Origin of the sequence: Streptomyces sp. NPDC057438, from assembly GCF_042802995.1 — a bacterium.
Classification (GTDB): Bacteria; Actinomycetota; Actinomycetes; order Streptomycetales; family Streptomycetaceae; genus Streptomyces.
In genome coordinates, this window is record NZ_JBHVDD010000003.1 from 127,959 (window position 1) to 149,952 (window position 21,994).

The following is a 21,994-nucleotide window of genomic DNA, read 5'->3' on the forward strand; positions in this document are numbered from 1 at the left end:
CTCGCCGGGTCACTTCGCCAGCTGGGCGTAGAGCCCTGCCAGGTCGCCGGCCAGGCCCGCCTTGACCTGCCGTGAGATGTCGTCGGCGAGCACCTCGTACGCGCCCGCCTCGACGCCGTCGAGGGCGAGTGCGGCGATGTCGCGGGGGTCGGACTTGGGTGCGTCGACGCCGGCCGCGAGGTCGGTGTCCACGTAGCCGACATGCAGTCCGGTGACGGCGATGCCGCGCGGGTGCAGCTCCAGGCGCAGGGAGTTGGTCTGCGACCACAGGGCCGCCTTGGAGGCACTGTAGGAGCCGCCGAGGGCGATCCAGGAGAGCACGGAGTGCACGTTGAGGAGGTGGCCGCCGCCGTTGCGCTCGATCACCGGCACCAGGGCGCGGGTGACCAGGAGCGGGCCGTAGAAGTTGGTCTCGAACTCCCGGCGTACGTCCTCCACCGGGGAGTCCAGGAACGACGCGCCGACCGAGGCGCCGGCGTTGTTGATCAGCACGGTGACGTCCTGCGCCCGCTCGGCGGCCGCCGCCACGGAAGCCGGGTCGGTGACCTCCAGAGCCAGCGGGACCGCGTCGGCGTGCGTCACGTCGCGCGGGTCGCGGGCCGTGGCGTAGACCTTGCCGGCGCCGCGCGCATAGAGCTCCTCCACCAGGGCCTTGCCTATGCCGCGGCTGCCGCCGGTGACGAGGACGTGGGCGCCCTTCAATGCGGTCATGTGTTCCTCCACAGTCGGAAACCGATCGGTTTCCATGACAGTAAACCGATCGGTTTCCGCACGCAAGCTCAGCAGGGAACCGGTCGCTCATAACTCAGGAGATCCCGGAGCGACCGGTGCAGTAAGGTCTTCGCCGGGTCGGCGGCCCCAGCGGTCCCCGTGCGGTGCGGACGCCCGTGCGGTGCGTACGGGAGATCACCCCCTGTGGGGACGGCGCCCCTCACTCATGCCGGAGCACACCCCAGCGAGGAACAGCCATTGACACCGCATTCCCTGGCGTTCTACGTGGACGTCGTCACCACCGGCACCATCCTCGGGGCCGGTCCCGCGGCCTCTCCCGAGCAGGTCGCCGAGGTCCTGGGGCAGGACTTCGCCGAGAACACCTTCAGCGACCACAACATGTGCCGTGACTACGGACTGACCGAGTTCTACTGGGGCCGCGCATCCGTGGACGACCCCTGGTCGGGCCACCACTTCAGCCTGCAGGTGCACCGGCTCGCGCACCGGAACCGCACCCTCGCCGACGACACGCTTCGCACCCGGTACGGACGGTTCGCCCGCAGACTCCGGTTCGAGAAGCTGCGGCATCTGCTGGTGCGCCGCGGTGTCCCCCTGAGGGAGGTCCCGTCGATACCCGCGTCCGCCCCGGATTTCCGGACCTTCTGGCAGCCGGACTCCCGCGTCGCCGTCACCGTCATAGGGGCCCATGCCGAGCACAGCACGCCGGACGGCCTGCGGGTCGGCGACGTGTACCGCGTCCACGCCCCGATGACGGCCGGGGAAGTGGAGTGGCGGCGGGCACAGGTCGAGTAGCCGGGACGCGGGGGCGGCGCCCTCGCCAACTGCGCCCCACCTGCTGGACGTTCGCCTCGCCACCGCACTGCGATCAAGATCGATTGTCAGTGGTGGGTGAGAGAGTAGAAACATCAGGTCGGGAAGCCAGCAGGCCGGCAAATTGGGGGATCCTTCATGTCCGGAAGCCAGAACTACATCAACCACGTCGCTCTCGTGCTGGATGCCAGTTCGTCCATGTCGCACCTGAGCCGCAAGGTCGTGGAGGTCGCCGACCAGCAGATCGCCTACCTTGCCCGCCGGTCGGGGGAACTGGACCAGGAGACCCGGGTGACGGTGTACGTCTTCTCGGACAAGGTGGAGTGCGTCATCTACGACAAGGACGTGCTGCGGATGCCGTCCCTGAAGCAGCTGTACCGGGCCGGCGGGATGACCGCCCTGCTGGCGGCGGCGCTGAAGTCGCAGCGGGAGCTGGCGCAGACGGCCCAACTGTACGGCGACCACAGCTTCCTGACGTTCGTCCTGACCGACGGACAGGAGAACGCGAGCCATCGCTGCCCGGACGCCCCGGCCAGGAACCCGCGTGAACTGGTCCAGGCCGTCGCCGGGATGATCGCGACCCAGGACGACAACTGGACGCTCGCCGTCCTGGTGCCGGACCAGATGGGCAAGCGCGAAGCCATGCAGTGCGGTTTCCCGAAGGACAACATCGCCATCTGGGACGCCACGAGCACGCAGGGGCTGGAGGAGGCCGGGCAGGTCATCCGGCAGGCCACCGAGAACTTCATGGTGGGCCGCACCCAGGGCATCCGGGGGTCGCGTGCGGTGTTCTCCACCGGCGCGGAGGCCGTCAACAAGGAGACCATCCAGGCGGCCGGCCTCACGCCGGTGGACGCGTCGAAGTACCAGCTCATCCCGGTGGCCCGGGACGCGGCGATCCGGGACTGGGTCGTCGAATGCGGGCACACCTACCGCACCGGGGGCGCCTTCTACCAGCTGAGCAAGTCGGAGAAGGTCCAGGCACGCAAGCAGATAGCGGTGCTGGAGAAGAAGACGGACCGCGTGTACACGGGGCCCGAGGCCCGGGCCCTGCTCGGCCTGCCGAACACGGAAGTCCGCGTCAAGCCGGACCACAACGACGACTTCACGATCTTCGTGCAGAGCACCAGCGTGAACCGCAAGCTCGTGGCGAACACACGCCTGCTGCTGATGCTCTGACACCTCGACCGCCTCATGGGGCCGCGGAGGCCGTGGCCTCCGCGGCCCACGGGCCCGTCGGGCCGACGGCCACGGGCGGAGCGAAGGGGGATGCGGCACCGGGCAGCGCGGGCAGAGGTGGCCGTCTACATGACGTCCGCGACGGACTACGCCGAAGCCCGGACGGCCACCCTGAACGCGGCCCGTGACCTCTACGACGCGGACAGCACCGAGTACGGCACGGTGGCGGCGGCCTGGAGCGCGGCCAACGTGAACTGAGCGCCCCCTCGCGCCGGACGTGTCACGCGGCCGCTCCGATCCCGGGACCGGGACCGGAGCGGCCGTCCCCCTTCCGAGGGCGGCCTCGGAGAGCGTGACCCCGGGCGGGAGCGGCGGCCGTCACTCCGCCGCACCCCGCGTCGCACCGTCACCGCGGAGCCGAGGCGCCGCGCCACAGGGGGAGTTCACGCTGCCCCGGGCCGCACCAGGCGCTCGTCGGGGATGACCGCGACTCCGACGATCTCGATCAGGGCCTCGGGCTGCCACAGTGCCGTGGTGCCGATGCCGGCCATCGCGGGATAGACGGGGCCCGCCAGTTCCCGCCACACCTTGCCGATCTCCTTGCCGTGCGCCTGGTAGTCGGGGATGTCGGTCAGGAAGATCGTGATGCTCACCAGGTCCCCAGGGATGCCGCCCGCTTCCGACAGCGTGGCGAGGACGTTGGCGAATGCCTGCCGGAACTGCTCCACGATGCCGCCGGGGACGATCCGCATGTTGCGGTCGAGGGCGGTCTGGCCGCCCAGATGGAGCGTGTTGCCGCTGAGCGTCCCGTGGGAGTAACCGCTGGGCTCGGGCAGGGACGCGGGATTGATCGGAACCGGGGCCGAGTGGGTCGCCATAGAAAGCTCCTGCGGAACGTTGCCGTGGCTGGCTGCCTGCCACGTCACCGTAGCATCTATTGACACGACACTGACGGTCGTAGAAATAATGAAATACCCCGAGGGTCGGAGCAGACCCGGAGAGGGATCACCCATGCGTCTTTCGACCGTCTCCCACCCAGCGGGTACGAGCGCCGCGGTCCTCCACGGAGGCACGTGGCGAGCGCTCCCCGCCCCCGACCTGTCGGCACTGCTGACCTCCACGCCACCGCAACGGTTCGCGGACCTGGCCGGTGACGTGCTCGGTGCCGCCGTCCCGGTGCTCCCGCTGCCCGCTCCGGGCAAAGTGATCTGCTGCGGGCTGAACTACGCGGAACACATCCGGGAGACGGGCCGGGAAATGCCGGCCCACCCCACCCTCTTTGCCAAGTACGCCGACACCCTCACCGGCCCCGACGCAGACATCGTCCTGCCGAGAGGTCTCCAGGTCGACTGGGAGGCCGAACTCGCCGTCGTGGTCGGCGCGACCCTGCGGCGCGCGGACCGGGAGACCGCGCTCGCCGGCATCGTCGGCTACACGGTGGCGAACGACATCTCCGTACGCGACTGGCAGTACCGCACCCCGGAGTGGTTCCAGGGCAAGGCATGGGACGCTTCCACTCCTCTGGGTCCCGTGGTCGTGACACCGGAGGAGATCGACCCCGCCGCCGGCCTGGACGTGGTGTGCCGCGTCAACGGCGAACAGGTCCAGCGTGACACCACCGGGACGCTGGTGTTCGATGCCGCCGACCTGCTCGCGTACATCTCCGCCTTCACCGTGCTGCGGCCCGGGGACCTCGTGCTCACGGGCACGCCCGGCGGGGTCGGGGTGGCCCGGACGCCCCAGCGCTTCCTCCGCGACGGCGATGTCGTGGAGACCGAGATCGCCGGTATCGGCACCCTCCGCAACACCGTCCGCTTCACCGACTGACGCCTTCTCTCCCCCCTCCCCCTCCTCCCGCCTTCCTTCTCTTGCCCGTCGCAACCGACCAGGAGACCGCGTGAACCCCGATCCCGATCAGTTCGTCCCAGGTCAGTCCCTCCCGGGTCGGTCCATGCCGGTGCGGCCCGTCCCCGGGCAGTACGTGCTCGACGGCGACAACTCGATGTACGCCACCGCCGGCGGACTGGTCGTACCCGTCGTAACGCGGGCCGGTGCGGAGCCCGGGGACACCGGACAGTCCGCCGGTGCCACCCGGATCTCGGGGGTCAGCATCCAGCACACCCCGGCGACCAGGATCTGGTTCGGCAAGGTCCACAACGACGGCGGCTACCGTTCCGTGCCCCACCACCACGGCGAGGCCGAGACCGGCGGCTACGTGCTCTCCGGCCGGGCACGGATCTACTTCGGCGCCAAGTTCGAGGACTACATCGACATGTCGGAGGGCGACTGGGTCTTCGTCCCGCCGTTCCTGCCCCACGTCGAGTGCAACCTTGACCGCAACAGGCCGCTGACCTGGATGACGACCCGGACTCCGGAGAACATCGTGGTCAACCTCCCCCAGGTCGACGACACCGACCTGCGCGACTGGACGGACCGCCCCTGATGACCGACACCACCTCGGACGTCTTCACCGCCGCCGTCACCCTGACCCCCGCCGAGGCCGAGCGCTTCGACCTGGCCTTCACCGCGGTCACCCAGCCCTGCCCGTGGCCCAAGGCGTACGGCGGCGACCTGGTCGCCCAGGCCGCCGCCGCGGCCATGAGGTCCGTCGACGACGGCAAGACGCTGCACTCCATGCACTCCTACTTCATGCGCCCCGCCGACATCGGCGCCGACGTGCGCTACGAGGTGGAGCTGTTGCGTGACGGCCGCGGTTACGCGACCCGGCAGGTGCGCGGCTACCAGAACGGCAGGACGCTCTACGTCTGCCTGGCGAACTTCGCGGCCGGCGAGCCCGGCGGAACCCACACCAGCGCCGTCCCCGACTGGCTGGGTACGGACCTGCCCGACCCCGAGGAGCTGCCCAGCTCCGCGGAATGCCTCGCGGGGCGCACCGGGGGCACGATGACCGCGGACTCCCAGCTCTACTGGGCGGAGGGCCGGGGATTCGACATGCGGCATGTACCGGGCCCGGTCTACCTCGACATCGAGGGTGCCCGGGAGCCGCACCAGGCGGTCTGGGTCAAGCCGTTCGACGCCCTCCGGCCGGTGGACGGGCTCACCGACGGGCAGCGTGACAAGGCCGCCCTCGCGTACGTCTGCGACTACACGATCCTGGAGCCCGTCCTGCGAGTCCTCGGCCTGCCGTGGGCGCGGCAGGGCCTGGTCACCGCCAGCCTCGACCACGCGATGTGGTTCCACCGGGCGCCGCGTGCGGGTGTGACGGACGGCTGGCTGCTGTACACGCAGCAGGCGGTCGCGGCCGACGGCGGACGCGGTCTCGGCTCGGGCCGGTTCTTCACCCCGGACGGCACCCACCTGGCGACCGTCGCCCAGGAAGGAATGATCCGCGCCGCCGGTCTCCGCGCCGCGCGCCCCCTGTCCGAGGAGGGACCGGCATGACCCTCTCGCCCTCGGGACACCTCGACACCTTCGCCCGTGACCACCTCCCCGGGGCCGGGCGGTGGCCGGTGCTGGAGTTCACCACGGACCACCTCCAGTACCCCGAACGCCTCAACGCCGCCGTCGAGTTGATCGACCGTCCGGCCGCCGCCTTCGGCCCCGACCGGCCCGCGCTGCGCACGCCCGACGGTGAGGTCTGGAGCTACGGTGAGCTGGGGCGGCACGCCGCCCAGGTCGCCCAGGTGCTCACCGAGGATCTCGGTCTGGTGCCCGGCAACCGCGTGCTGCTGCGCTCCCCCAACACGCCCTGGGCCGTCGCCGCCTGGCTGGGCGTGCTCAGGGCGGGCGGGATAGCCGTCGCCGTCATGACCGCGCTGCGGGCCCGCGAGCTGGCACCGATCGTGGCGAAGACGCGGCCCGCCGTGGCCCTGGTGGACCACCGATTCCTGGACGACGTGCTCACGGTGCGGGACACGGCCGCACCGGAACTGACCGTCGTGCCGTGCGGCGGCGGCACGGCCGACGACCTGACCGAGCGGGCCGGGCGGAAGCCGGGCCGCTTCTCGGCGGTCGACACCGCCGCGGACGACGTCGCACTGTTCGGACCGACCTCGGGCACCACCGGTCTCCCCAAGATCACCACTCATTTCCACCGCGACGTCCTGTCGATCGACAACACCTTCGGCCGGCACACGCTCCGGCTGCGCTCCGACGACCTGGTCGCCTGCACCGCCCCGCTCGCCTTCACCTTCGGCCTCGGCATGCTGGTCGTCTTCACCCTCCGGGCGGGCGCCTGCGCCTTCCTCACCGAGCCCCTGCCGCCGCCGCGGCTCGCCGATCTCGTGGCCGAGCACGGGGTGAGCGTCCTGGCCACCGCTCCGACCGCCTACAAGCAGATCCTCGCGGCCGGGAAGGTGACGCGGCTGACCGGACTGCGCCGGGCGGTCAGCGCCGGCGAGCACATCCCGCAGGGTCTGTGGGAGGAACTGCGCGACCGGCTCGGCATCCGGGTCATCGACGGGATCGGCGCCACGGAGATGCTCCACATCTTCATCTCGGCGGACGGCGACGACATCCGTCCCGGGGCGACCGGCAGGCCCGTACCGGGCTACCGCGCGGCGATCCTCGGACCGGACGGCGAGGAGCTGGGCCCCGGAGCCGAGGGCCTGCTCGGGGTGATCGGCCCGGTCGGCTGCCGCTACCTCGACGACGAACGTCAGGACGGCTACGTCGTCAACGGCTGGAACGTCACCGGCGACACCTTCCTCCGTGACCAGGACGGCTACTTCTGGTACCGGGCGCGCAACGACAGCCTGATCGTGTCGTCCGGCTACAACATCGCCGGGCCCGAGGTCGAGGCCGCCATCGACACGCATCCGGACGTCGTCGAGGCGGCGGTCGTCGGGGCGCCCGACACCGAACGCGGCGCGATCGTCTGCGCGTTCGTCGTACTTCGTGACGGGGTCGTCGGCGACTCCGTGCGGGCGAAGGACATCCAGGACCACGTGAAGCAGCAGATCGCGCCGTACAAGTACCCCCGTGAGGTGCGCTTCGTGGAGGCCCTGCCGCGCAATCCCAGCGGCAAGTTGCAGCATTTCAAGCTCCGTCGGCTCCTGGAGGAGCGAGCATGAGGATCGCCATCGTCGGCGGCGGCCCGGGCGGGCTGTACTTCGCGGCCCTGATGAAGCAGCTGGACCCGGCGCACGAGGTCACCGTCTGGGAGCGCAACGCGCCCGACGACACCTTCGGCTTCGGGGTCGTCTTCTCCGACGAGACCCTGGGCGGCATCGACAACGCCGACGACACCGTGCACGCCGCGATGGAGAGCCGCTTCGCCCGCTGGACGGACATCGACGTCGAGTTCGACGGCCACCGCTTCACCGTCGGCGGCCAGGGCTTCGCGGCGATGAGCCGCAAGGAGCTGCTGCAGATCCTGCAGCGGCGGGCCGCCGAACTCGGCGTCACCGTCCACTACCGGACCGAGGCGCCCGACGTGGACGAGCTGCGGGCGTCCCACGACCTGGTCCTGGCCGCCGACGGCCTCAACTCCGCCGTCCGCACGAAGTACGCCGACGTCTTCGGACCGTCACTGGACACGCGGCGCAACAAGTACATCTGGCTGGGTACCGACCTCGTCTTCGAGGCGTTCCAGTTCTTCGTCAAGCAGACGCGGTGGGGCACCATGCAGATCCATGGATACCCCTACTCCGCCACGGGTTCGACCTTCATCGTGGAGATGCACGAGGACGTCTGGCGGCGCGCCGGCCTCGACCGGACGGCGGACCAGGTGCTCCCGCCCGGCATCTCCGACGAGCACGCGGTCGCGCGGATCGGGGAGATCTTCGCCGACGAGCTGAAGGGCCACCGGATCCTCACCAACAACTCCAAGTGGCTCAACTTCACGACGGTCCGTAACGAGCGCTGGTACGACGGCAATGTGGTCCTGCTCGGCGACGCCGCCCACACCGCCCACTTCTCGATCGGCTCGGGCACCAAGCTGGCCATGGAGGACGCTCTCGCCCTGGCGGCCTGCCTGCACGAGCACCCGACGGTGGCCGAGTCGCTCGCCGCCTACCAGAGCGAGCGCAAACCCGTCGTCGAGTCGGCCCAGCGGGCCGCCCAGGCGTCGCTGGAGTGGTTCGAGAACATCGGCATGTACGCCGGTCAGGAGCCGGCGCAGTTCGTCTTCAACCTGCTCACCCGCTCGCGGCGCATCACCTTCGACAGCCTCAGGGAACGCGACGCCGGGTTCGCCGCGCTGATGGAGGAGGAGTTCGCCCGGCACCAGCGGGCGCCCGAGGTGGCGCCGGCGATGTTCCAGCCGGTCCGGATCGGTCCGCTCGAACTGGAGAACCGGATCATCGTCTCCCCCATGGACATGTACTCCTGCGACTCCGGCGTCCCCGGTGACTTCCATCTGGTGCACCTGGGCTCCAAGGCCCTGGGTGGTGCCGGGCTGGTGATGAGCGAGATGGTCTGCGTGTCCCCGGAGGGGCGGATCACCCCGGGCTGCCCGGGGCTGTGGTCCGACGAACAGCGCGACGCCTGGCGCCGGGTCACCGGCTTCGTGCACGAGCGCACGACCGGGAAGATCGGTCTGCAGCTCGGCCACTCGGGCCGCAAGGGCTCGACCAAGCTCATGTGGGAGGGCATCGACGAGCCGCTGGAGGACGGCAACTGGGACGTGATCGGCCCCTCGGCGCTGCCGTACGGCGCCGGGTGCCATGTCCCCCGCGAGGCCACCCGCGCGGACCTGGACAAGGTGGTCGCGGACTTCACCCGTGCCGCCCGGCGCGGGGTGGAGGCCGGTTTCGACCTCATCGAGGTGCACGCCGCCCACGGCTACCTGCTCTCTTCCTTCCTCTCTCCCGTCGCCAACAGGCGCACCGACGCGTACGGCGGCCCCCTGGAGCACCGGCTGCGGTTCCCGCTGGAGGTCTTCGACGCGGTGCGCCGGGCGGTCCCGTCCTCCGTCCCGGTCACCGTGCGCATCTCGGCGACCGACTGGATGCCGGACGGCAACACCGAGGACGACGCCGTGGACATCGCCCGCGCGTTCATCGCGCACGGCGCGGCCGCCATCGACGTCTCCTCCGGGCAGGTCGCCAAGGACGAACAGCCCGCGTACGGCCGCTCGTACCAGACCCCGTTCGCCGACAGGATCCGGCACAGGGTGGCGGGGCCTGCGGGAGTGCCGGTGATCGCGGTCGGTGCCATCTCGTCCTACGACGACGTGAACTCGATCCTGCTCGCCGGGCGGGCCGACCTGTGCGCGCTGGGGCGCACCCACCTCTACAACCCGCAGTGGACGCTGCAGGCCGCCGCGGAGCAGGAGTACCGCGGGCCCGGCGCGCGGTGGCCGGTGCAGTGGTCGGCGGGCCGCCGCAGGCCGCCCTCCTCCCGCACCGACAAGGTCGCGCCACGGCTGTCGCTGCTGCGTGCGGGAGCCGCCGCCGAGGTGCACCTGCGGTGGACCCCCGCCTCCGGCGCGGAGTCCGCGTGACCACCTCGCTCCGGGCCGGCAGTCCGGTCGGCGTCCACCGGACCCGGATCGAGTGGATCGACACCGACGCGGCCGGGATCTACCACAACAGCACGGTCGTACGTTTCGTGGAGGCCGCGGAGGCGTCTCTCATGGACGGGCTCGGCCTGCACGGCTACTTCCCGGTCGCGCCGCGCGTGCGCTACGAGGTGGACTTCGACGCGCCAATGTTCTTCGGCCAGGACGTGTGCACGGTGGTGGAGCCGGTACGGATCGGCACCAGTTCGATGACCTTCGCCTTCGAGGTCTGGGGCGAGGAGTTCCGCGGCCGCCCGCGCGGCCGGGCCGCGCACGGCCGTTATGTGACCGTCCATGTCGGCGGGGACCACCACGGTGGTGCCGCGAGCACCCCGTGGCCGAAGGAGTGGGTCGCCGCGCTGACCGGGCCGGTCCGGTGACCGGACGACCGTCCGGCATACTCACTGGAATGAGTACGATCAAAGGCGACCGGCCCTCGGCGGCCGCCCGTCGTTCCCGGACAGTGCTCGTGAGCTTCCTCGGCGCCGTCGTCCGCAAGATGGGCAACTGGATGCCCATCGCCGGCACGGTCGAACTGCTGACAGATCTGGGGCTGGACGCGCCCAGCGTCCGCACGGCGGTCTTCCGGCTCAAGAAGCGGGGCTGGCTGGTCTCGGAGAGCCGCGCGGGCATGCGCGGCTACACCCTGACCCCGGCCGCTCTGGAGGCACTCGTCGCCGGTGACGAGGTCATCTGGCACGCACGGCAGCCCGCCGATCTCGGCGACGGCTGGTGCTTCGTGAACTTCTCCGTCCCCGAGTCCGCCCGTGCCCTGCGACACCAGCTCACCGCCCACCTCACCTCGCTCGGCTTCGGCAACATCGGATCGGCGGTCTGGATCGCGCCGGCGCGGATGCTCCCGGCGGCCCAGCGTGCCATCGCCGAACTGGACCTCACCGAGCAGTGCGCCGTCTTCGTCGGCGACTACGTCGCCGGACAGGATCTGACGGCCATGGTCCGCGGCGGCTGGGACCTCGACGAGATCGACCGCCGCTACCGGGAGTTCATCGACCAGTACGAAGGGGAGGCGGACCTCCTGGGCGAGGCTGCCGTCATCGACGGCAACCACGCCTTCGTCACCTATCTCGCGGTCGTCGACCACTGGCGCAAGCTACCGTTCCGCGACCCCGGACTGCCGCGCGAGGTGCTGCCCGGGGACTGGAGCGGCCCTGCCGCCGTCCGCCTTTTCGAGCGGATGGTCACCCTGCTGGAGGGCCGGGCACTGGCCCATGCCGCCGCCTACTGGTCCACGCAGCCGAGGACGGCCGAGCGTACGGACGACGCCAGGGCTCTGCAGCGCAGCTCCTGATCCTCCTTGAGTCGCACGGCCGTCACAATGGCGTACGGCGATACGGCGTTCATGGGTCTCTTCTCGGGCGGTGTCACGGTCGACCGCGAGGCAAGCCCGCACCATAACCCGTCCCACACCCTCAGCGGAGTGCCGGTCACGGCCACGAGTAGAACCCCTGTCCGCTCTTGCGGCCGAGTTCACCGCGGGCGACCTTCTCCCGCAGCAGCCTGGGCGGCGCGAAGCGTTCACCGAGGGTGGCGTGCAGATGTTCGGCGATGGCCAGGCGTACGTCGAGTCCCACCAGGTCGGTCAGGCGCAGGGGGCCGGTGGGGTGCTTGTAGCCCAGGGTCATGGCGCTGTCGATGGCGTCCGGGGCGGCGACGCCCTCCTCCACCATGCGGATCGCCTCCAGGCCGAGGGCGAGCCCCAGGCGACTGCTGGCGAAGCCGGGTGAATCGCCGACGACCACCTCCTGTTTGCCGAGGGCCCTGGTCCAGCGGACGGCGGACTCCAGGGTGTCGCCGGTGGTGTCGGGCGCCACGACGAGTTCGATCAGGGCGGAGACCGGCACGGGGTTGAAGAAGTGCATGCCCAGGAACCGTCCGGGGTGTCGCAGGGACGCCGCGAGGTCGGTGACCGACAGGGCGCTGGTGTTGCTGGCGAGCACGCACCACTCCCCCACGGCCTGTTCGGCGGCGGCGAGCAGGCGGGCCTTGAGTGCCGCGTCCTCCGGAACCGCCTCGACGACGAGGTCGGCGTCGCGCGGCAGTTCGGTCACCGAGGCGACCGCGGTGACCCGGGGCCCGGCCTCCTCGCCGCCGGCCCGCCGCAGGCCGGCGGCGATGCGTGCCAGAGCGGCGTCCGTGGCGTCGGCGTCCTGTTCCACGACCACCACCGACGATCCGGCGGCGGCGAAGGACTGCGCGATCCCGGCACCCATCCGGCCACCGCCGATCACTCCCACGACGGCGGGTGCCGCAGACTCTGCCGAGGTCATGACCAGCCTCCCTTCTTCTCCAGGAAGCGCGTCATGCGTTCCTGCTTGTCCCGGCCCTCGAACAGCACGGCCTGGGCGAGGTCGTCGGCGACCGGGTGGGCGCCGGGGGCGTCCGTGACGAGCTTGGTCAGCCGCAGGGCGAGCGCGGAGGCACGGGCCATGCGGTCGAGCAGGGCGTGTGCCTCGGCGGTCAGCCGCTCGGCCGGTACGACGTCCATGACCAGCCCGCAGGCGAGCGCGGCACTCGCGTCCAGGTTCCGGCCGGCGAGCAGCACCTGCTTGGCCACCGACTCGCCGACGAGTTCCGCGAGCCGCCAGCAGGCCCCGGCGGCGGCGAGGATGCCCAGGCCCGGTTCGGGGTTCCCGAACACCGCGCCGGGGCCGGCGATCCGTATGTCACAGGCGTAGGCCAGTTCCGCGCCCCCGCCGAGCGCCCAGCCGTCGACGGCGGCCACGGTGGGCAGGGGCAGTCTGCGAACCCGTTCGAAGAGGCGGCTGTTGATGCCCTGGAGGGCCTCGTCGCGGCCCCGTTCGCGCAGTTCGGCGATGTCGGCGCCGCCGGCGAAGACCCCGCCGTGCCCGGCGAGCAGCAGCAGACGCGGGTTGCGCTCCAACTCCTCGCACAGCTGGTGGAGTTCGGTGATCATGCGGGCGTCGAGAGCGTTGCGGGCCTCGGGCCGGTGCAGGGTGACCACGATCCGGTCCGTGTGTTCCTCGACGAGGAGAGTGTCGTACGAGGCCGCGGTGCTCATACGCGCTCCACCAGCAGCGACACACCCATCCCGACACCCACGCACATGGTCGCCAGGCCACGGCGGCCGTCCTCGCGCTCCAGCCGGCCGAGCAGGGTGAGCGCGATCCGGGCGCCGGAGCAGCCGAGCGGGTGCCCGAGGGCGATCGCGCCGCCGTCGGCGTTGACCCGGTCCTCGTCGACCTTCAGTCTGCGCACCACCGCCAGTACCTGGGCGGCGAACGCCTCGTTCACCTCGATCGCGTCCAGGTCGCCGATGTCCCAGCCGGCCCGGTCCAGCGCCTTGGCGGTGGCCGGCACCGGGCCGAGCCCCATGAGACGGGGCTCGACCCCGGCCGAGGCTGCGGTGACGACACGGGCCCGTGGCGTGAGGCCGTACCGTTCGACCGCCGCCCCGCTCGCCACCACCAGAGCGGCCGCCCCGTCGGACAGCGGCGAGGAGTTGCCCGCGGTGACGATCCCGTCGCCGCGGAAGGAGGTACGCAGCCCGCTCAGCCGCTCCAGTGAGGTGGACGGCCGGGGACCTTCGTCCCGGGTGACCTCGCCGTCGGGCACCGGCACGGGGACGATCTCCCGGTCGAGACGGCCCGCCTGCTGGGCGGCGACGGCCCGGCGGTGGCTGCGCAGCGCGAAGGCGTCCGCCTCGAATCGGGTGATGCCGTCCAGGGCGGCGAGTTCCTCGGCGGTCTCACCCATCGACAGGGTGGTGTCGGCGGGGAAGCGCGGGTTGGTGAACCGCCAGCCGAGCGGGGTGTCGTGCACCTCGCCTGGCCGGGACCAGGGCGTGCCGGGCTTGGCCATCACCCAGGGTGCGCGGGTCATCGACTCCACTCCGCCCGCCACGACCAGGTCGGCCTCGCCCGCCCGTACGGTCTGGGCGGCGGACGCCACGGCCGTCAGGCCGGACGCGCACAGCCGGTTGACGGTGTATCCGGGCACGGTGTGCGGCAGCCCGGCCAGCAGCGCCGCCATCCGGGCCACGTTGCGGTTGTCCTCGCCGGCCTGGTTGGCGGCGCCGAGGATCACCTCGTCGACGGCCTCGGCCGGGATCGCTGTGCGCCGTACCGCCTCGCGGACGACGAGCGCGGCCAGGTCGTCGGGGCGGACGGAGGCCAGGGCTCCTCGGTGGCGGCCCAGCGGGGTGCGGGCGCCGTCGATCAGATAGACCTCGTCGGGCATGGGCGGGCTCCTTCGCGGAGATGTGGCGGCGGGGTGGCAGAGGGAGGGAGAAGGGGGAAGGGGGAAGGGAGGCCCGTCAGAGGTCGGCGAGCAGGATCGACGGGCGTTCCACGCAGTCGGCGACGTAGCGCAGGAAGCCGCCGGCCACACCGCCGTCGCACACGCGGTGGTCGAAGCTGAGCGACAGCTGGGTGACCTTGCGGACGGTCAGTTCTCCGTCCACGACCCACGGCTTGTCGACGATGCGGCCCACGCCGAGGAGGGCCGCCTCCGGGTGGTTGATGATGGGTGTCGATCCGTCGACACCGAACACCCCGTAGTTGTTGAGGGTGAAGGTGCCTCCGGTGAGCGCCGACGGCGGGAGGTTGCCGCCTCGGGCGAGTTCCGTCGACCTGGCCAGTTCCGCCGCCAGTTGGAGCGTCGTCAGGCGGTGGGCGTCGCGGACGACGGGCACCATCAGGCCGCGGTCGGTCTGGGCGGCGAAGCCCAGGTGCACCTCGTCGAAGCGGACGATCTCGCGACGCTCGGTGTCGACGGTGGAGTTCAGCTCCGGGTAGCGGGCCAGTCCGGCGACGCAGATGCGGGCCAGCAGGGCGAGCAGGCCGATGCCGCCGCCCGGTCGAGCCGCGCCCAGTTCCCTCTTCGCCCGCAGCAGTCCGGTGGCGTCCACGTCGACCCAGGTGGTGGCGTCGGGGATCTCGGTACGGCTGCGGGCGAGCTTGTCGGCGACCGTACGGCGCAGCCCGCGCAGGGGGATGCGTACGGGGCCCGTGGGTGCGGGGTTCTGCCGAGGTTCGGGAGCTGGTGCGGGCGTAGGGCCGGGCGCGGTCCGCCGGGCCGACTCGACGGCCTGCTCCACGTCCCGGCGCAGCACGATCCCGGCCGGACCGGAGGGCGTCAGCTCCGTGAGGTCGATCCCGTGGTCCCGGGCCATCCTGCGGACGAGGGGTGAGAGGGCGAGGGGCGCGGCCCGCCGCGTGGCACCGTCGGCCGGCGCAGGCACGTCTTCCCCCGTCGGGACGGCCGCGGATGTCGGGCCATGGACGGCCGTATCGCCGTCCCCGGGAAGCCCGGCACGCGCGGCGAGCGGCGCCCCGACGGCTGGGGCTCCGGTGGCCGCGGCGCCGGCGGCTGAGACCCAGGCGGCCTCGGCCCCGGTGGCCGGCGACGGGTCCGGTCGCCTGCGTCGGCGGCGCGGGGCCGGGCCGTGGCCGGTGCCGTAGCCGATCAGGACGTTGCCGGAGCCCGCCTGCTCCTCCTCCCGGTACCGCTCCGCCGCGGCGCAGTCCGGCCTCCCCGCTTCCGCTCGGGCCCCTTCCTCCCGGGTGTCCGGCCGACCGGCAGCCGTCGCGCCCCGCTCCCCTGCCCTGTTCGCCGGGCCGGGCCCGGCGGTTTTCGGGGTGGGTCCGGAGGCGGACCGGCCGTCCGGGCCCGGGCCCCGGCCGCCGTTGCCGCCGGAGGCCACCGCGCCCACCGTGATCAGCGGCTCCCCCACCGCCAGTGGCGTGCCCGCCTCCGCGTGCAGGCGCAGCACCCTGCCCGCGTACGGGACCGGTACCTCGACAGCCGCCTTGGCGGTCTCGACCTCGACCACGATCTGGTCGATCGTCACGGTGTCGCCGACGGCGACCTTCCACTCGACGATCTCGGCGTCGGTGAGGCCCTCGCCGAGGTCAGGGAGGCGGAACAGCTGTTCGGTGTGGGTCGAGGTGGTCATGCGGCCGCTCCCTTCGGCAGGCCGAGGTGCCGGACGTCCGGGTCGTCGGTGAACTGGAGGCGGTCGACGGCGTCGAGAATGCGGTCGACGCCGGGCAGGTGGGCGTGCTCCAGCTTGGGCGGCGGGTAGGGGATGTCGAAGCCGGTCACCCGCAGGACGGGCGCGGCCAGGGAGTGGAAGCAGCGCTCCTGCACGCGTGCGGCGATCTCCGCTCCGACGCCGGCGAAGCCCTGGGCCTCCTGGACGACCAGGCAGCGCCCGGTGCGGCGTACGGAGGCGGTGACGGTCTCGTCGTCGAAGGGGACGAGGGTCCGCAGGTCGACGACCTCCAGGTCGATGCCCTCGGCCGCCGCCGCCTCGGCGGCGGCCAGGGCGACCGGGACCGACGGGCCGTAGGCGACGAGCGTGGCGTCGCGGCCCTCCCGCCGGATCGCCGCACGGCCGAAGGGCAGGGCTGCGCGGCGCCGGAGATCGGCGTCCTCCTTCGACCAGTACAGCTTCTTCGGCTCCAGGAAGACCACCGGGTCGGGGTCGGCCACGGCGTCCCGCAGCAGCCAGTACGCGTCCTCGGCCGTCGCTGGGGTGACGACCTTCAGGCCGGGGGTGTGCGCGTAGTACGCCTCGCTGGAGTCGCAGTGGTGCTCGACCCCGCCGATGCCGCCCGCGTAGGGGATGCGGATGACCATCGGCAGGGTGAGCCGTCCCCGGGTGCGGTTGCGCAGCTTGGCGACGTGCGAGGCGATCTGTTCGAACGCCGGGTAGGCGAAGGCGTCGAACTGCATCTCGACGACGGGCCGGAAGCCGCCCATCGCCATGCCGACGGCCAGCCCCACGATGCCGGCCTCGGCCAGCGGGGTGTCGAAGCAGCGCTCCTCGCCGAAGTCACGGGTCAGCCCGTCGGTGATCCGGAAGACACCGCCGAGCGGGCCGACGTCCTCACCGAAGACCAGCACTCGCTCGTCCTCGCTCAGCGCGTCGCGCAGCGCGGTGTTCAGCGCCTGCGCCATGGTCACTTCGGTCATGCCGGTCGGTCCTCCTGTGCGTACGGGGTGGCGCCGTCGGCGCTCTCGGCACTCTCGGCCAGTTCGGCCGCCAGCAGGGCACGCTGTTCGCGCAGCTGCGGGGTGGGCTCGGCGTAGACGTGGTCGAACAGCTCCAGCGGGTCGGTGACGGTCTCGGCGTTCATCCCGGCGCGCAGCTCCGCGGCCAGCGCCTCCGCCTCCTCCGCCACCGCCGCGACGTCCCGGTCGGTGAGCACGCCGCGCGCCCGCAAGTAGGTCTCCAGCCGGCTGATCGGGTCGGCGGCCCGCCACTGCTCGACCTCGTCGGCGTCCCGGTAGCGGGTGGCGTCGTCGGCGTTGGTGTGGGCGTCCATGCGGTAGGTGTGCGCCTCGACGAGGACCGGGCCGTGGCCGGCACGGGCGTGGGCGACGGCCTCGGTCAGTACGGCCAGGACGGCGACCGGGTCGTTGCCGTCGACCTGTTCGGAGCGCACCCCGTGGCCGACACCCTTGTAGGCGAGCGCGGGTGCCGCGCTCTGCCGGGCCAGCGGGACGGAGATGGCGTACTTGTTGTTCTGGACGAAGAAGACGACCGGCGCGCGGAAGACCGCCGCGAAGTTCAGCGCCTCGTGGAAGTCGCCCTCGCTGGTGGCGCCGTCTCCGATCAGGGCCATGGCCACGCCGTCCTCGCCCGTGCGGCGCAGGGACTCCGCCATGCCGGTGGCGTGCAGGACCTGGGTGGCCAGCGGGGTGCACTGAGGCGCGGTGCGGGTGGCGGCGGGGTCGTAGCCGCAGTGCCAGTCGCCGCGCAGCAGGGTCAGCACCTCGACGGGGTCGATGCCACGGGTGACCAGGGCGACGGAGTCCCGGTAGGTCGGGAAGAGCCAGTCGTCCGGGCGCAGCGCCAGCGCGGCTCCGACCTGGCAGGCCTCCTGCCCCCGGCTGGAGGGGTACACCGCGAGGCGCCCCTGCTTGGTGAGCGCGGTCGCCTGGGTGTCGAACCGGCGTCCCAGCACCATCCGCCGGTGCGCCTCGCGCAGGACCTCGACCCCGGGCTCCGCGTACGCCGCCGGCGGCCTGGCCACCGGCGTGCCGTCCTCGGCCACGAACCGCACCGGGGTGAGCGACGGCAGGAGGCCCTGGACCGTCTGTCGGAGGCTCTTCACGGACATGGAGGTCGCTCGCTTTCTCTGGACACTTGACGGGAGAATGGTCGCTACTGCGGAATATGTGTTCAATACTTCGGCGGAACCGGCGATGAACTGCCGGATCCAACGTTCCGGGAGAGCAATGTGTCCGAGGAATTCCCCGCGCCGGTCCAGGAGACCGGACGAACTGCCGCCCCTGTCCCGCTCGACGCCGTCGACCGGCAGATCCTGGCCCGGCTGCTCAAGGACGGCCGGGTGTCGGTCCGGGCCCTCGCCGACCAGGTGCACATCTCCCGCGCCAACGCCTACACGCGGATCGGCAGGCTGCTGGCCGACGAGGTCGTCACCGGCTTCACCGCCCAGCTGAACCCGCAGCGGGCCGGGCTCGGCACCAGCGCGTACGTCACGATGTCGATCGAGCAGAACGCCTGGCGGGACATCTCGCGCGAGCTGCGCGAGATCCCCTACATCGAGCACGTCGCCCTCGTCACCGGGGACTTCGACGTGCTCGCCCTCGTCCGCACGCCCGACAACGCGCTGCTGCGCCGGATCGTGCTGGAGAACATCCAGGCGATCGCGGGCGTGCGGTCCACCCGCACCTGGCTGGTCTTCGACGAGGTGCGGGGCCGCGGGGCCGACTGGGGTGCCTGACCGCGCCGGTCACGCCGCCGCGGCCACGTGCCGCCGGGACCGTACGACGCGGAACCGGCCGGTGACGAAGTGCGCGCCCCCGACAGGGAGGTCCGAAGCGGCCGAGGAGGGGTCGGCGGGAAGGTCGTCCGCGAGGTTCTGCACCAGATGCGCGCCGGCGTCCAGCGCAGCCGCCTCGGCGACCGCCAGCACCAGCGGATCGGTCGAGTGCACCGCCGCGTACAGCGCGCCGTGCCGGCCCACGGTACGGCGGAACAGCTCCAGGCTGTGCGCGGTGGAGTCGGTGCCCACCAGGAAGGCCACCGGCCCCGGCCACTCCCGGGCGTAGACCCGTTCGTCCCGCGCCCGCAGCCGGACGAGCAGCGGGCTGCGGACGTCGGCGTGCGGATGGTCGGGATGACGCAACGCCTGCGAGGCATGGACCACCGTGCCGTACCGTGCGGCCGTCTCCAGTTCCGCCGCCACCGTGCCGTCGGTGATCGCTCCCACCAGCCTGGCCACCCGCGCGGGGTGCCCGAGCAGCCGGTCCACCGCCTCGCCGAGGTCGACTCCGAGGTCCCGCAGACTCTTGGGTCCCTCGTCGGTCGCGATGCCCGCCGCCGGCGCCAGGAGGTTCTGCGGAGTGGTGCGGAGCCGGCCGTTGCACCGGCACAGGGAGGACGCGAGCCCGCGCACGAGGGAGCGGTAGTCGTCGGTGGAGTCGACGACGACCGTGTTCGGGCCGGTCCGCTGCGCGAACACGACGGCCTGGCGGGCGTTCTGCTCCAGCCAGTCGGCGAACCGCGACGACCCGGTGAAGTCGACGATCCGCACGGCCGGGTCCGTGGCCAGCCGCCGGTGCAGCCGCTCCTCGGGCGGGGCCACCGCGAGGGTCACGATGTCCGGGGAGTGACCGGCCTCCTCCAGCACCTGCCGGGCGACGCGCACGGTGATCGCCAGCGGCAGCACGGCCCTCGGGTGCGGGGCCACGATCACGGGATTTCCGGTCACCAGGCTGGCGAAGAGGCCCGGGTAGCCGTTCCAGAGCGGATAGTCGGCGCAGCCGATGAGCAGGGACACCCCCCGGGGCACCAGCGTGCAGGTGCCCCGCATCTCCAGCGGCCGTCCCCGCCGCCCCCGGACGCTCTCCCAGCGCAGGTCGGCGGGAACCCGCTCCGACTCGGCGAAGGCCTGGGCCACCGCCTCCAGGGCACGGTCCTGGGCACGCGGCCCGGCGGCCCGGAACGCCGCCCCCGGCGGCTGACCGGTCGTGTGGTGCACCGCGAGGGCCAGTTCATGGCTGCGGGTGTTGAGCCGGCGCAGTATCTCCACGGCCAGACCGGCGCGTTCGGCCGGACCGGCGGCGCGCCAGCCCGCCGTCGCCCTCGTGGCCGCCGCCACCAGGGTCGCGGGATCGCAGTGCGGATAGCCGACGCCCATGGCGATCCCGTACGGGGAGAACTCTGTGGCCACCCGGCCCAGTTCACCCGGCTGGTCGAGGTCGAAGGGCCGGCCCAGCAGGGAGGCGAAGACCTTCGCGGCCGTCCGGGTCGAGCGCATGCCCGCGTCGGCGGCGTCCTGTCCGGTCGCCGCCGTGAAGGGCAGACGGCACTCACCGGCCGCCATGGCTCGGACGACGTCGTGGAGCAGCGCCCGGTGCCGCTCGTAGGCGGAGGGGCCCACGGCCGTCAGCCTCTCCACGCCGCGGCGAGGGCGAGAAGGGTGTCGTTCTCCTCCGGCAGCCCGATCGTCACCCGGACGCCCTCCCCCGGGAACGGGCGGACCACGACCCGTCCGTCCAGACAGTGCAGGGCGAAGTCGGCGCTGTCGTCGGCGAGCGGCAGCCACACGAAGTTGGCCTGGGAGTCGGGGACTTCGAAGCCGAGGTCGCGCAGCCGGCCGGTCACCCGCCCCCGCTCGGCGGCGGTCAGCGCGGCGCGGCGGGCGACCTCGGCGCGCTCGCCGAGGGCGACGACGGCGGCTTCCTGCGCGAGCGCGCTGACACTGAACGGCACCTGGGTCTTGCGCACATGGGCCGCGATCTCAGCCGGCGCGACACAGTATCCGGCGCGCAGGCCGGCCAGCCCGTAGGCCTTGGAGAAGGTGCGCAGCACCACGACGTTGGGGCGGTCGCCGAAGAGGGCCAGGGCGTCGGGCACCAGCGCCGGGTCGGCGTACTCCCGGTACGCCTCGTCGACGACCACCAGGACGTCCTCGGGCACGCGGTCGACGAAGCCGCGCAGGGCCCGCTCACCGACCGCGGTGGAGGTGGGGTTGTTGGGGTTGCAGACGAAGACCAGCCGGGTCCGGGAGGTGATCGCCGCCGCCATGGCGTCGAGGTCGAGCGCGTGGTCGCGCAGCGGCACGGTCACGGCCGTACCGCCGGCCACGGCCGTGAGGATCGGGTACGCCTCGAAGGACCGCCAGCCGAAGACGGCCTCGTCGCCGACTCCGACGACCGCGTGCAACAGCTGACCGCAGACCTCGGAGGAGCCGGCGCCGACGGCGATCCGCTCGGGGTCGACTCCGTGGTGGTCGGCGACGGCCCGCACGAGGCGGGTGGCGCTCAGGTCGGGATAGCGCGACACACCACCGGCCAGTTCGGCGAGCCTGCCGGCGACGCCCGGCAGCAGCCCGTACGGGGTCTCGTTGCTGGCCAGCACGACCGCGCCGGGCAGTTTGCGGCCCGGGACGTAGGAGGGCAGCTCCGCCAGGGAGGAACGGACACGCACCATGCTCGACTCGCTTCCGCGGTGGTGAGGCCCGGGACCGTGCCTCCGGGCACCTGTGACAGGGAAATGGTGGAGACACGGCGACAGACGCTCAACCCTTCGGGGAATTCGACGACACATCGCCGGTGACCGCCGGTCGAGACGGCAAACCGTCTCTGTACCGGTGGGTACCGGATGCCCCCGCGAGACGGACTGCGGGGCGGCGGCCGTGCGCGACGGTCACGCTGCGGCGGTCCGGCGTGACGGAGGCGGCCGGAGGCGCCGGTGGCAGGGGCCGGAGGTGGCCGGAGACGGAGGTGGCCGCGCGCACGGCGTAACGTGGAAGGCGTGAGGACGGGGAACGTGACGGCCCCCGCCCTCACCCG

20 protein-coding genes and 1 pseudogene are annotated in these 21,994 nt (G+C 72.2%); 11 read left to right on the top strand and 10 right to left on the bottom strand.

All coding sequences use genetic code 11. From position 1 onward, the window contains the following. Nucleotides 1-9: 9 nt before the first annotated feature. Complete coding sequence (locus tag ACFU5F_RS03615; RefSeq protein WP_383881349.1) at nucleotides 10-711, bottom strand: SDR family oxidoreductase; 702 nt, start codon at nucleotides 709-711, stop codon at nucleotides 10-12. A gap of 258 nt (nucleotides 712-969) precedes the next feature. On the opposite strand from ACFU5F_RS03615, the gene ACFU5F_RS03620 reads away from it, so the two are divergent. The 3 genes and pseudogenes from ACFU5F_RS03620 to ACFU5F_RS03630 form a co-directional block, all read left to right on the top strand. After that, a complete protein-coding gene (locus ACFU5F_RS03620; RefSeq protein ID WP_383881352.1) occupies nucleotides 970-1,524 on the top strand; it encodes a hypothetical protein in 555 nt (184 codons plus the stop codon). A 156-nt stretch (nucleotides 1,525-1,680) separates the two neighbouring features. Beyond that, nucleotides 1,681-2,721: a vWA domain-containing protein gene (locus ACFU5F_RS03625; RefSeq protein ID WP_383881355.1), complete on the top strand. Its 1,041-nt coding sequence runs from the start codon at nucleotides 1,681-1,683 to the stop codon at nucleotides 2,719-2,721. Between the two features lie 117 nt (nucleotides 2,722-2,838). After that, nucleotides 2,839-2,979: pseudogene (locus tag ACFU5F_RS03630) on the top strand (M4 family metallopeptidase); the annotation flags it as partial. 185 nt (nucleotides 2,980-3,164) lie between these two features. On the opposite strand, the gene ACFU5F_RS03635 reads toward ACFU5F_RS03630, so the two are convergent. Further along, nucleotides 3,165-3,599, bottom strand: coding sequence for a RidA family protein (locus tag ACFU5F_RS03635; RefSeq protein WP_383881357.1), 435 nt, complete (start codon nucleotides 3,597-3,599; stop codon nucleotides 3,165-3,167). A gap of 133 nt (nucleotides 3,600-3,732) precedes the next feature. Between ACFU5F_RS03635 and ACFU5F_RS03640 the strand changes: the two genes are divergently transcribed. The 7 genes from ACFU5F_RS03640 (at nucleotide 3,733) to ACFU5F_RS03670 (ending at nucleotide 11,492) form a co-directional block, all read left to right on the top strand. After that, entirely contained in the window at nucleotides 3,733-4,548 is an 816-nt protein-coding gene (locus ACFU5F_RS03640) for a fumarylacetoacetate hydrolase family protein (RefSeq protein ID WP_383881359.1), read from the top strand. A 124-nt stretch (nucleotides 4,549-4,672) separates the two neighbouring features. Continuing rightward, the gene (locus ACFU5F_RS03645; protein ID WP_383881361.1) at nucleotides 4,673-5,164 is read left to right on the top strand and encodes a cupin domain-containing protein; all 492 of its coding nucleotides are present in this window, start codon (nucleotides 4,673-4,675) and stop codon (nucleotides 5,162-5,164) included. After that, a complete protein-coding gene (locus ACFU5F_RS03650; RefSeq protein WP_383881364.1) occupies nucleotides 5,164-6,123 on the top strand; it encodes an acyl-CoA thioesterase in 960 nt (319 codons plus the stop codon). The genes ACFU5F_RS03645 and ACFU5F_RS03650 overlap by 1 nt, the downstream gene beginning before the upstream one ends. Then, the gene (locus tag ACFU5F_RS03655) at nucleotides 6,120-7,754 is read left to right on the top strand and encodes an AMP-binding protein (RefSeq protein WP_383881367.1); all 1,635 of its coding nucleotides are present in this window, start codon (nucleotides 6,120-6,122) and stop codon (nucleotides 7,752-7,754) included. Before ACFU5F_RS03650 ends, ACFU5F_RS03655 begins: the two co-directional genes overlap by 4 nt. After that, nucleotides 7,751-10,126: a bifunctional salicylyl-CoA 5-hydroxylase/oxidoreductase gene (locus tag ACFU5F_RS03660; RefSeq protein WP_383881370.1), complete on the top strand. Its 2,376-nt coding sequence runs from the start codon at nucleotides 7,751-7,753 to the stop codon at nucleotides 10,124-10,126. The genes ACFU5F_RS03655 and ACFU5F_RS03660 overlap by 4 nt, the downstream gene beginning before the upstream one ends. Then, entirely contained in the window at nucleotides 10,123-10,563 is a 441-nt protein-coding gene (locus ACFU5F_RS03665) for an acyl-CoA thioesterase (RefSeq protein WP_383881373.1), read from the top strand. The genes ACFU5F_RS03660 and ACFU5F_RS03665 overlap by 4 nt, the downstream gene beginning before the upstream one ends. A 29-nt stretch (nucleotides 10,564-10,592) precedes the next feature. Next, nucleotides 10,593-11,492 carry a PaaX family transcriptional regulator C-terminal domain-containing protein gene (locus ACFU5F_RS03670; protein WP_383881376.1) on the top strand — a complete coding sequence of 300 codons (900 nt, stop codon included), beginning with the start codon at nucleotides 10,593-10,595 and terminating at the stop codon, nucleotides 11,490-11,492. Nucleotides 11,493-11,628: 136 nt separating this feature from the next. On the opposite strand, the gene ACFU5F_RS03675 is transcribed toward ACFU5F_RS03670, so the two are convergent. From ACFU5F_RS03675 to pdhA, 6 genes are all read right to left on the bottom strand, one after another. Then, complete coding sequence (locus tag ACFU5F_RS03675) at nucleotides 11,629-12,471, bottom strand: 3-hydroxyacyl-CoA dehydrogenase family protein (RefSeq protein WP_383881379.1); 843 nt, start codon at nucleotides 12,469-12,471, stop codon at nucleotides 11,629-11,631. Next, nucleotides 12,468-13,223: an enoyl-CoA hydratase/isomerase family protein gene (locus ACFU5F_RS03680; protein ID WP_383881382.1), complete on the bottom strand. Its 756-nt coding sequence runs from the start codon at nucleotides 13,221-13,223 to the stop codon at nucleotides 12,468-12,470. The genes ACFU5F_RS03675 and ACFU5F_RS03680 overlap by 4 nt, the downstream gene beginning before the upstream one ends. Continuing rightward, nucleotides 13,220-14,401 carry a thiolase family protein gene (locus ACFU5F_RS03685; protein WP_383881386.1) on the bottom strand — a complete coding sequence of 394 codons (1,182 nt, stop codon included), beginning with the start codon at nucleotides 14,399-14,401 and terminating at the stop codon, nucleotides 13,220-13,222. Before ACFU5F_RS03685 ends, ACFU5F_RS03680 begins: the two co-directional genes overlap by 4 nt. A 76-nt stretch (nucleotides 14,402-14,477) precedes the next feature. Then, nucleotides 14,478-16,118: a dihydrolipoamide acetyltransferase family protein gene (locus ACFU5F_RS03690; protein WP_383881389.1), complete on the bottom strand. Its 1,641-nt coding sequence runs from the start codon at nucleotides 16,116-16,118 to the stop codon at nucleotides 14,478-14,480. Then, the gene (locus tag ACFU5F_RS03695) at nucleotides 16,115-17,140 is read right to left on the bottom strand and encodes an alpha-ketoacid dehydrogenase subunit beta (RefSeq protein WP_383881392.1); all 1,026 of its coding nucleotides are present in this window, start codon (nucleotides 17,138-17,140) and stop codon (nucleotides 16,115-16,117) included. The genes ACFU5F_RS03690 and ACFU5F_RS03695 overlap by 4 nt, the downstream gene beginning before the upstream one ends. Next, nucleotides 17,137-18,291 carry a pyruvate dehydrogenase (acetyl-transferring) E1 component subunit alpha gene (pdhA, locus tag ACFU5F_RS03700; protein ID WP_383881394.1) on the bottom strand — a complete coding sequence of 385 codons (1,155 nt, stop codon included), beginning with the start codon at nucleotides 18,289-18,291 and terminating at the stop codon, nucleotides 17,137-17,139. The genes ACFU5F_RS03695 and pdhA overlap by 4 nt, the downstream gene beginning before the upstream one ends. Nucleotides 18,292-18,411: 120 nt before the next feature. On the opposite strand from pdhA, the gene ACFU5F_RS03705 reads away from it, so the two are divergent. After that, a complete protein-coding gene (locus ACFU5F_RS03705) occupies nucleotides 18,412-18,918 on the top strand; it encodes an Lrp/AsnC family transcriptional regulator (protein ID WP_383881396.1) in 507 nt (168 codons plus the stop codon). Nucleotides 18,919-18,927: 9 nt separating this feature from the next. Here the strand turns inward: ACFU5F_RS03705 and ACFU5F_RS03710 are convergent, their stop codons facing one another. Further along, entirely contained in the window at nucleotides 18,928-20,598 is a 1,671-nt protein-coding gene (locus tag ACFU5F_RS03710; protein ID WP_383881398.1) for an aldehyde dehydrogenase family protein, read from the bottom strand. Next, entirely contained in the window at nucleotides 20,586-21,632 is a 1,047-nt protein-coding gene (locus ACFU5F_RS03715) for a histidinol-phosphate transaminase (protein WP_383881401.1), read from the bottom strand. Before ACFU5F_RS03715 ends, ACFU5F_RS03710 begins: the two co-directional genes overlap by 13 nt. Nucleotides 21,633-21,994: the final 362 nt, after the last annotated feature.

Bases quoted from the DNA above. Each gene is read 5' to 3' on its own strand.
- ACFU5F_RS03615 (WP_383881349.1), bottom strand. From the start codon at position 711: ATGACCGCATTGAAGGGCGCCCACGTCCTCGTCACCGGCGGCAGCCGC.
- ACFU5F_RS03625 (WP_383881355.1), top strand. From the start codon at position 1,681: ATGTCCGGAAGCCAGAACTACATCAACCACGTCGCTCTCGTGCTGGAT.
- ACFU5F_RS03635 (WP_383881357.1), bottom strand. From the start codon at position 3,599: ATGGCGACCCACTCGGCCCCGGTTCCGATCAATCCCGCGTCCCTGCCC.
- ACFU5F_RS03640 (WP_383881359.1), top strand. From the start codon at position 3,733: ATGCGTCTTTCGACCGTCTCCCACCCAGCGGGTACGAGCGCCGCGGTC.
- ACFU5F_RS03645 (WP_383881361.1), top strand. From the start codon at position 4,673: ATGCCGGTGCGGCCCGTCCCCGGGCAGTACGTGCTCGACGGCGACAAC.
- ACFU5F_RS03650 (WP_383881364.1), top strand. From the start codon at position 5,164: ATGACCGACACCACCTCGGACGTCTTCACCGCCGCCGTCACCCTGACC.
- ACFU5F_RS03655 (WP_383881367.1), top strand. From the start codon at position 6,120: ATGACCCTCTCGCCCTCGGGACACCTCGACACCTTCGCCCGTGACCAC.
- ACFU5F_RS03660 (WP_383881370.1), top strand. From the start codon at position 7,751: ATGAGGATCGCCATCGTCGGCGGCGGCCCGGGCGGGCTGTACTTCGCG.
- ACFU5F_RS03670 (WP_383881376.1), top strand. From the start codon at position 10,593: ATGAGTACGATCAAAGGCGACCGGCCCTCGGCGGCCGCCCGTCGTTCC.
- ACFU5F_RS03675 (WP_383881379.1), bottom strand. From the start codon at position 12,471: ATGACCTCGGCAGAGTCTGCGGCACCCGCCGTCGTGGGAGTGATCGGC.
- ACFU5F_RS03680 (WP_383881382.1), bottom strand. From the start codon at position 13,223: ATGAGCACCGCGGCCTCGTACGACACTCTCCTCGTCGAGGAACACACG.
- ACFU5F_RS03685 (WP_383881386.1), bottom strand. From the start codon at position 14,401: ATGCCCGACGAGGTCTATCTGATCGACGGCGCCCGCACCCCGCTGGGC.
- ACFU5F_RS03690 (WP_383881389.1), bottom strand. From the start codon at position 16,118: ATGACCACCTCGACCCACACCGAACAGCTGTTCCGCCTCCCTGACCTC.
- ACFU5F_RS03695 (WP_383881392.1), bottom strand. From the start codon at position 17,140: ATGACCGAAGTGACCATGGCGCAGGCGCTGAACACCGCGCTGCGCGAC.
- pdhA (WP_383881394.1), bottom strand. From the start codon at position 18,291: ATGTCCGTGAAGAGCCTCCGACAGACGGTCCAGGGCCTCCTGCCGTCG.
- ACFU5F_RS03715 (WP_383881401.1), bottom strand. From the start codon at position 21,632: ATGGTGCGTGTCCGTTCCTCCCTGGCGGAGCTGCCCTCCTACGTCCCG.